Source organism: Paenibacillus sp. 1-18 (genome assembly GCF_000520755.1).
GTDB lineage: Bacteria > Bacillota > Bacilli > Paenibacillales > Paenibacillaceae > Paenibacillus > Paenibacillus brasilensis.
Genome location: NZ_ASSB01000050.1, coordinates 44,670 through 52,099, shown reverse-complemented (window position 1 = coordinate 52,099; position 7,430 = coordinate 44,670). Strand labels below are relative to the sequence as shown.

4 protein-coding genes are annotated in these 7,430 nt (G+C 45.6%); 1 reads left to right on the top strand and 3 read right to left on the bottom strand.

Annotated features, from left to right (window positions below; translation table 11 throughout):
* Positions 1 to 214: 214 nt before the first annotated feature.
* Entirely contained in the window at positions 215 to 1,303 is a 1,089-nt protein-coding gene (locus tag L693_RS0103225) for an HD-GYP domain-containing protein (protein WP_025716028.1), read from the bottom strand.
* A 222-nt stretch (positions 1,304 to 1,525) separates the two neighbouring features.
* The gene (gene gyrA / locus L693_RS0103220; protein ID WP_025716027.1) at positions 1,526 to 4,090 is read right to left on the bottom strand and encodes a DNA gyrase subunit A; all 2,565 of its coding nucleotides are present in this window, start codon (positions 4,088 to 4,090) and stop codon (positions 1,526 to 1,528) included.
* A gap of 465 nt (positions 4,091 to 4,555) precedes the next feature.
* Between gyrA and L693_RS0103215 the strand changes: the two genes are divergently transcribed.
* The gene (locus L693_RS0103215) at positions 4,556 to 5,383 is read left to right on the top strand and encodes a YheC/YheD family protein (protein WP_025716026.1); all 828 of its coding nucleotides are present in this window, start codon (positions 4,556 to 4,558) and stop codon (positions 5,381 to 5,383) included.
* 128 nt (positions 5,384 to 5,511) lie between these two features.
* Here L693_RS0103215 and gyrB read toward each other — a convergent pair whose 3' ends face one another.
* Positions 5,512 to 7,422 (bottom strand): DNA topoisomerase (ATP-hydrolyzing) subunit B, encoded by a 1,911-nt coding sequence (gene gyrB, locus L693_RS0103210; protein ID WP_025716025.1) that lies wholly within the window; start codon positions 7,420 to 7,422, stop codon positions 5,512 to 5,514.
* Between the last annotated feature and the right edge of the window lie 8 nt (positions 7,423 to 7,430).

Sequence of the window (7,430 nt, the reverse complement as noted above, 5' to 3'; positions counted from 1 at the left end):
TCACTCGTTGTTCAGTTTTCAAAGATCAAACATTTCATGTTCGCCTCAGGTTTCATCCCTCAGCAACTTTTATAGTATATCATGTTCTCCAAGATGATGTCAACACTTTTTTTTTCAAAAAGTACTTTTTCTCTTTTTCGACAACACTTGAAGCGACAAGAAATAATATATCATACTTCTATTATAATTCGCAACCCTTTTTTTAAAAAATTAATTAAGTCTCAATACACTCAATATAAAGCTCTCTTTGAAGCATCAAGTTAATAATTTCTCCATTTACTTGAACCAACGGACGAGTCGGGTGATCTCGATCAGCAAATATAATTTCCCCTATACGATTATCATTAAGGCGCACTTTGGTCCCGTTGTTAAATTGGGTGAGCTTGTGAATAAAAACCTGTACTACACTTGGGTCCAGCTTGCCAAACGATTCTGATTTGATTTGCTCCAGAACCAGATATGGTGATTGGGCAGGTCGATATGTCTTCTCCAGCGTCATGGCATGAAATACATCAGCCACTCCGACAATTTTAGCGTAAATGTGGATTTGTTCCCCTTTGAGCCGCAATGGATATCCGGTACCATCCACTTTTTCATGATGCTGAAGGGCAGCCAGGCGCACACCCTCGTTAATGGCCTTCACATTTTTGAGCAACTGATATCCTAGTGAAGTATGACGACGAATCTCCTCTTGCTCCTCCCCAGTTAATGCGGAAGGCTTGTAGAGGATGGCTGGGTCCATCTTGGCATTTCCAATATCATGAAGCAAACCGGCGAAGGCAACCTGCATCCAGTCCTTTTGAGGCAAACCAATCCACTGCGCAATGGAATACGAAGTAAGTGAGGTCAAAACAGCATTGTGAAAAATATAATCAACTTCGATCATGGATCGGGGAATGAATGTCATTACGTTATAGCGCTGTATGTGCACCAGTAAGGACTCCAGCTGTCCCCGCAGCTCAAATATAGATAAATTAGAGACGAGTACGGATTGGAATGCACTCTTAACAAGCATCACCATTTTGTCATACTCATCCTGGAATTGTGCAAAATCATCTCGCTCATCTAATGAGAGTACTTGTGATTCAGCTGTTGCAGATTGAACAGTAGCATGTTCGCCATCGGAAGTCGTATTATCATCCGTTCCTACCTCTACTTGCTGGATCAGAAACGCCTGTAAAATCTCCAAGTCACGGGGCAATAGAATGCGCCCTTTCGGCAACAGCAAGCTGCCCATTTCAGTAAATACATCGCTTTGTAGTCTAAGCCCTGCTTTTAATTCGGATACGGGTACAGTTGTCATGGGTCAACCTCTCTGTTCTCACAACAGCTGCTCCAGCTGCCAGTTTATGATGTCATTATATTACTTGGAAATGGTCCTGTACATTCATTTTATGCCATTTAAAGTTTTACCCGTCTGAATTCATTGGTCCGAAAAAGAAAAGACTCCCTGACCAAAATAGTCAAAGAGTCTCCTCCATCATTTAAAAAATCCAGTAACCACTTGTGTAGTATGGGTGGCTTCTTATTCGTTCTCAGAAGACTCTGATTCACTGCCTTCTGTATCTTCTGTATCCATATCAAGAACAGGTTCAGCACCTGACGGAGACGTATCTCCACTGGCTTCCCCGTCCTCTAATAGCTCTTCAAGCAGTTCATCCTGCTCCTCATTCTTGTTCGCACGACATACAGTAGCAACCGAATCATCCTCGCGGATGTTGATCAGCCTTACCCCTTGTGTATTGCGGCCCATTGTGGAGATTTCGTCCATACTGGTCCGAATCAGAGTACCACTGGCTGTAATGATCATCAGATCCTCTTCGGTTTTTACAACTTTGAGGCCGACAACCGGACCATTTTTATCCGTTACATTAATCGTCTTAATTCCCTTACCTCCGCGGCTTTGAATACGATAATCTGCTACAGGGGTACGCTTGCCGTAGCCTTTGGCCGTTACAATCAGGATATCCAGGTCGGTATCTACGACATCCATACCTATTACAGCATCACTCTTATCGAGGCTGATTCCTTTAACCCCGGTAGCACTACGGCCCATAGATCGTACATCGCTCTCATGGAAACGAATCGACATCCCTTCTGCCGTACCGATGATCATTTCCTGCTGTCCGTCCGTCAGCTTTACTTCGATCAGGGCATCATCTTCACGCAAGTTAATGGCAATCAAGCCACCTTTGCGAATATTAGCATAGTCGTCGAGCGGCGTCTTTTTGATAATCCCTTGTTGGGTCGCAAAGAACAGATAACTATCCTCAACGAATTCCTCAATTGGAATAACCGCGTTGATCGACTCGCCCTGTTCAATCTGAATCAGATTGATAATCGGTGTTCCCCGGGCTGTCCGACTGAGATCAGGAATCTCATAAGCCTTAATCCGATAAACCTTGCCCTTATCGGTGAAGAATAACAAGTGATGATGCGAATTCGTAATAAACAGATGCTCTACGAAGTCCTCGTCCTTGGTATCCATACCCACTACGCCACGACCACCGCGTTTTTGACTGCGATAGGTAGTAACGGGAAGGCGTTTAATATATCCGGTATGGGTTACAGTAATAATAACATCTTCACGAGGAATAAGATCCTCATCCAAAATGCTCTCTTCACCTACTGTAATTTCAGTACGACGCTCATCAGCAAAACGATCTTTAAGCTCATTCAGCTCTTCGCTAATGATGTTAAGCACCAAGTGCTCGTTGGCTAAAATTTCGCGATATTCGGCAATCTTTTGTATTAACTCGTTATATTCATTCTCGATCTTCTCTCGTTCCAAACCGGTTAAGCGTTGCAAACGCATATCGAGAATAGCCTGGGCCTGCTCGAGAGTGAGTGAGAAACGCTCAATCAGTCCTTCACGAGCTGCTTCTGCAGTTTGAGAGGAACGAATCAAGGCAATAACTTCGTCCAGATGGTCAAGAGCAATCCGCAAGCCTTCCAAAATATGTGCTCTAGCTTCGGCTTTCTTGAGATCAAATTCTGTCCGACGACGAATAACTTCAACCTGATGTTTAAGATAATAATACAAGACATCTTTCAGGTTCAAAATCTTCGGCTCGTTATTTACAATGGCCAGCATATTAATACCAAAATTGGACTGCATGGCCGTATGTTTAAACAAATTATTCAGAACAACGTTCGGGTTCACATCCCTACGCAATTCAATAACAATACGCATACCTGTACGGTCCGATTCATCCCGAAGATCCGTAATGCCCTCAATACGCTTGTCGCGCACCAATTCAGCAATCTTCTCGACCAGACGAGCCTTGTTCACTTGGTAAGGCAGCTCATGCACGATAATCCTTGCTTTATTGCCAATTTCCTCTATGGTGGTCTTTGCCCGCATGGTCACAGATCCGCGGCCCGTTTGGTACGCCTGACGAATGCCAGAGCGTCCTAAGATATAACCTGCTGTCGGAAAATCCGGCCCTTGAATATAATCCATAAGTTCCATCGGCGTAATATCAGGGTTTTCGATCATTGCCTGCACACCGTTGATAACCTCGCCCAAGTTATGCGGAGGAATATTGGTAGCCATTCCGACTGCAATCCCGCCAACGCCGTTGACCAGCAAGTTAGGATAACGTGCAGGCAACACGACGGGCTCACTTTCTTCACCGTCGTAGTTCGGCATGAAATCAACGGTTTCTTTGTTCAAATCACGCAGCATTTCCATTGCAATCTTCGATAATCGCGCTTCAGTGTAACGCATCGCAGCCGCCATATCTCCATCAACGGAGCCAAAGTTGCCGTGTCCGTCCACCAGCATATATCGCAAGGAAAAATCCTGCGCCATCCGCACCATCGTATCATATACAGCCGTATCACCATGAGGATGATATTTACCGATAACTTCGCCGACGATTCTTGCTGATTTTTTGTAAGGTTTGTCTGGCGACATGCCCAGCTCGGACATCGCGTACAAAATACGACGGTGTACCGGCTTTAGTCCATCCCGCACATCAGGCAAGGCACGGCTAACAATAATACTCATGGCATAATCCATAAAGGATTCGCGCATTTCCACTCCGATATCCCTGTTGATGATCTGCGGGTTATTTTGATCGGCCATGCTGGTCCTCCTTCTCGTCCTTCAATACATTGCTCTCTATGTGAAAAGCCTAACAAGATAATGCCTGTATACGCTGCTCTCTGCGCAGGATTTTGGCTGAAACCCTCATCTGTATAATTATATTACTTTCACAAAAAGAGCACAATTAAACGCCTCTGTCCCCTTTACAGCGTAAATCCCTCGTCTGCCTCTTCCTCCAGAAGCAGATAGCTATTCCCCTACATCACTAACAAGCCCTGATTATAACAAATTCCCCTGAGCTGGGGATTAGCCCCCACCATAAGGGCCTTTTCCACATACAATACGTATACGGTCAGGGCTAATATAGCAAGATTCCGAAAAACGCCGTATTTCTCTATTATATCATTGTTTTCCGCGCTTGTCCTTTAGTTTCCCTTGTTTTGTTAAAGTGTTGTTATTTCCAAGCATGTGACTCATATTACGAAAAGAAAGGGATGAGAATACTTGTCTATTCAGAGAGTAGCCAGTAAGTGGAGCAAAACAAATGCCATTCTCCCCAATCCGACGTTAGCCGCTTATATACCGGAGACACGTTTGTACACATTCGAGCACTTGAACGAAATGTTAGGGTTGTATGGAACTGTCTATATCAAGCCGGATAACGGTACTTATGGAAAAGGGGTGATGCGCGCAGAAAAACTCACAGAGCCGCTCCCGCCAACAGAAGGAGGAATCATCGAGGAGAGAACCTGGTACGTCCTTCGTTATGAGGTAGAAACCCTTACTTTTGAAAGCATGGAAGAACTGCATAAGGTAGTTTCTGCTCGCATACGGAAGCGTCCATATCTGATCCAACGCGGGATTCCCCTTCTTCAGTACGAAGAACGTCCTTTTGATCTACGGGTATTAACACAGATGAACTTGAGAAAACAATGGGAAACGACGCTTATTATAGGACGAATAGCTGCTCCTGACAAAGTCGTCACCAATCATCACAACGGTGGCACTGTACGCTTTTTCAATGAACTTGTAGCACCCTATCTGGATGTGAAGGAAGCAGTGCGTCTGGAGCAAAAATTATCGAAAATGGGCGAACGGGTAGCTTGGCAGCTGCAAAAAAAATACCCTCAGCTAAAGGAAATTGGATTGGATGTGGGACTGGATCAGCAGATCTATCCGTGGATTTTGGAGGTTAATACGAGACCAGCCATTAAAGTCTTTTCTTTCCTTCCAAACAAAAGTCTTTATCATAAAATATTCAGATATGCTGTAGGCTATGGCCGTTATTCATCATCCACGGGCAAGCCTGCACGCTCTAAGAAAAAGGCCTAGAGCATTGACATTAAGTATTCAAGTTCCCTCAGGCTGGTTAATGAACAAGAAAAGGGACGCCGTTTGGGCGCCCCTTGGTATTGAATAACAAGCAAATAGCACATTGGCTAAGATGAGAATATTACACATTAAAAATCGAGATTTTTCACATACTTAGCATGTTCCTGGATAAAGTCGCGGCGCGGTTCTACATTATCTCCCATTAGGGTATTGAACAGTGTATCTGCCAGCATCGCATCATTAATGGTTACCTGTAGCATGGTGCGGCTCTCAGGGTCCATTGTCGTTTCCCACAGCTGTGTCGCGTTCATCTCGCCCAAACCTTTATAGCGCTGTACATTGTACTTCGCATTTTCTCCAAATTCCCTGATGATCTCATCGCGTTCCGCCTCAGAGTTCGCATAACGTACAACTTTGTTTCGCTCTACCTTGAATAGCGGTGGCTGAGCGATATAAATATAGCCTGCATCAATGATTTTACGCATATACCGATAGAAAAACGTCAGCAGCAGCGTGCGAATATGAGCACCATCGACATCCGCATCCGTCATGATAATGACTTTGTGATAACGTGCTTTGGCAATGTCAAAATCGTCTCCGATCCCTGTCCCCATTGCAGTTACCATCGACCGAATTTCATCACTGGACAAAATGCGATCCAGGCGTGCCTTCTCCACGTTCAGGATTTTACCGCGAATCGGCAAAATAGCTTGAAAGTGACGATCACGGCCCTGTTTGGCCGATCCGCCCGCTGAATCACCTTCGACGATGTACAGCTCACTAATCGAAGCATCCTTGGAGGAGCAGTCCGCTAGCTTGCCGGGAAGAGAGCTGATTTCCAGCGCACTTTTACGACGCGTCAACTCCCGTGCTTTGCGGGCTGCTTCACGGGCACGGGCTGCTTGAAGGGATTTATCAACTACGCGGCGAGAAACAGATGGGTTTTCCTCCAGAAATTCCTGAAGTTTCTCAGCGAACAGGGATTCGACAATCCCTCGTACCTCGCTGTTACCCAGCTTTGTTTTGGTCTGACCCTCAAATTGCGGTTCCGGGATTTTGACGGAGATAATTGCCGTCAGCCCTTCACGCACATCATCCCCGGTCAGGTTGGCATTGCTATCCTTAATCATGCCGTTTTTGCGTGCATAATCGTTAATAATCCGGGTTAATGCACTTTTGAAGCCAGATTCGTGTGTTCCGCCCTCATGCGTGTTGATATTGTTGGCGAAAGAATAAATATTCTCGGTATAGCTGTCGTTATATTGCAGCGCAACTTCGACCTGAATCATATCGCGTGAGCCTTCGACATAAATCGGCTGCTCATGAAGTGCTTCTCTCTGTTGATTCAAAAATTGCACGTATTCACTGATTCCGCCCTCGTAGTGGAATGTATCACTGGCACCTGTCCGCTCATCAGTCAGGCTGATCGCAATTCCTTTGTTCAGAAACGCCAGCTCACGAATCCGCGTTTGAAGCGTATCATAGTCATATACGGTTGTTTCTGTAAAAATTTGCTCATCGGGGTAAAATGTCGTCTGGGTTCCCGTCTCGTCTGTGTCACCGATAACTCTTACATCATACTGCGGCACACCACGATGGTACTCCTGTTCATACACATGTCCGTCCCGTTTGACACGAACGACCATTTTGCTGGAGAGAGCGTTCACTACGGATACACCAACCCCGTGCAGACCGCCAGAGACCTTATACCCTCCGCCTCCGAATTTACCACCTGCATGAAGTACAGTCATAACGACTTCCAGCGCTGATTTTTTCATTTTGGCGTGCTCACTTACTGGAATACCGCGACCGTTGTCTGTAACGGTAACGCTATTATCCTCGTGAACGACAACTTGAATGCTGTCACAATAGCCCGCCAGCGCTTCGTCAATGCTGTTGTCCACAACTTCCCAGACCAAATGATGGAGACCTTTGGCACTCGTGGAGCCAATATACATCCCGGGACGTTTCCGAACCGCTTCCAGGCCCTCCAGGACCTGAATCTCGCCCGCATCATAAGACGGTTGATTCATAGACATGCCTTTCA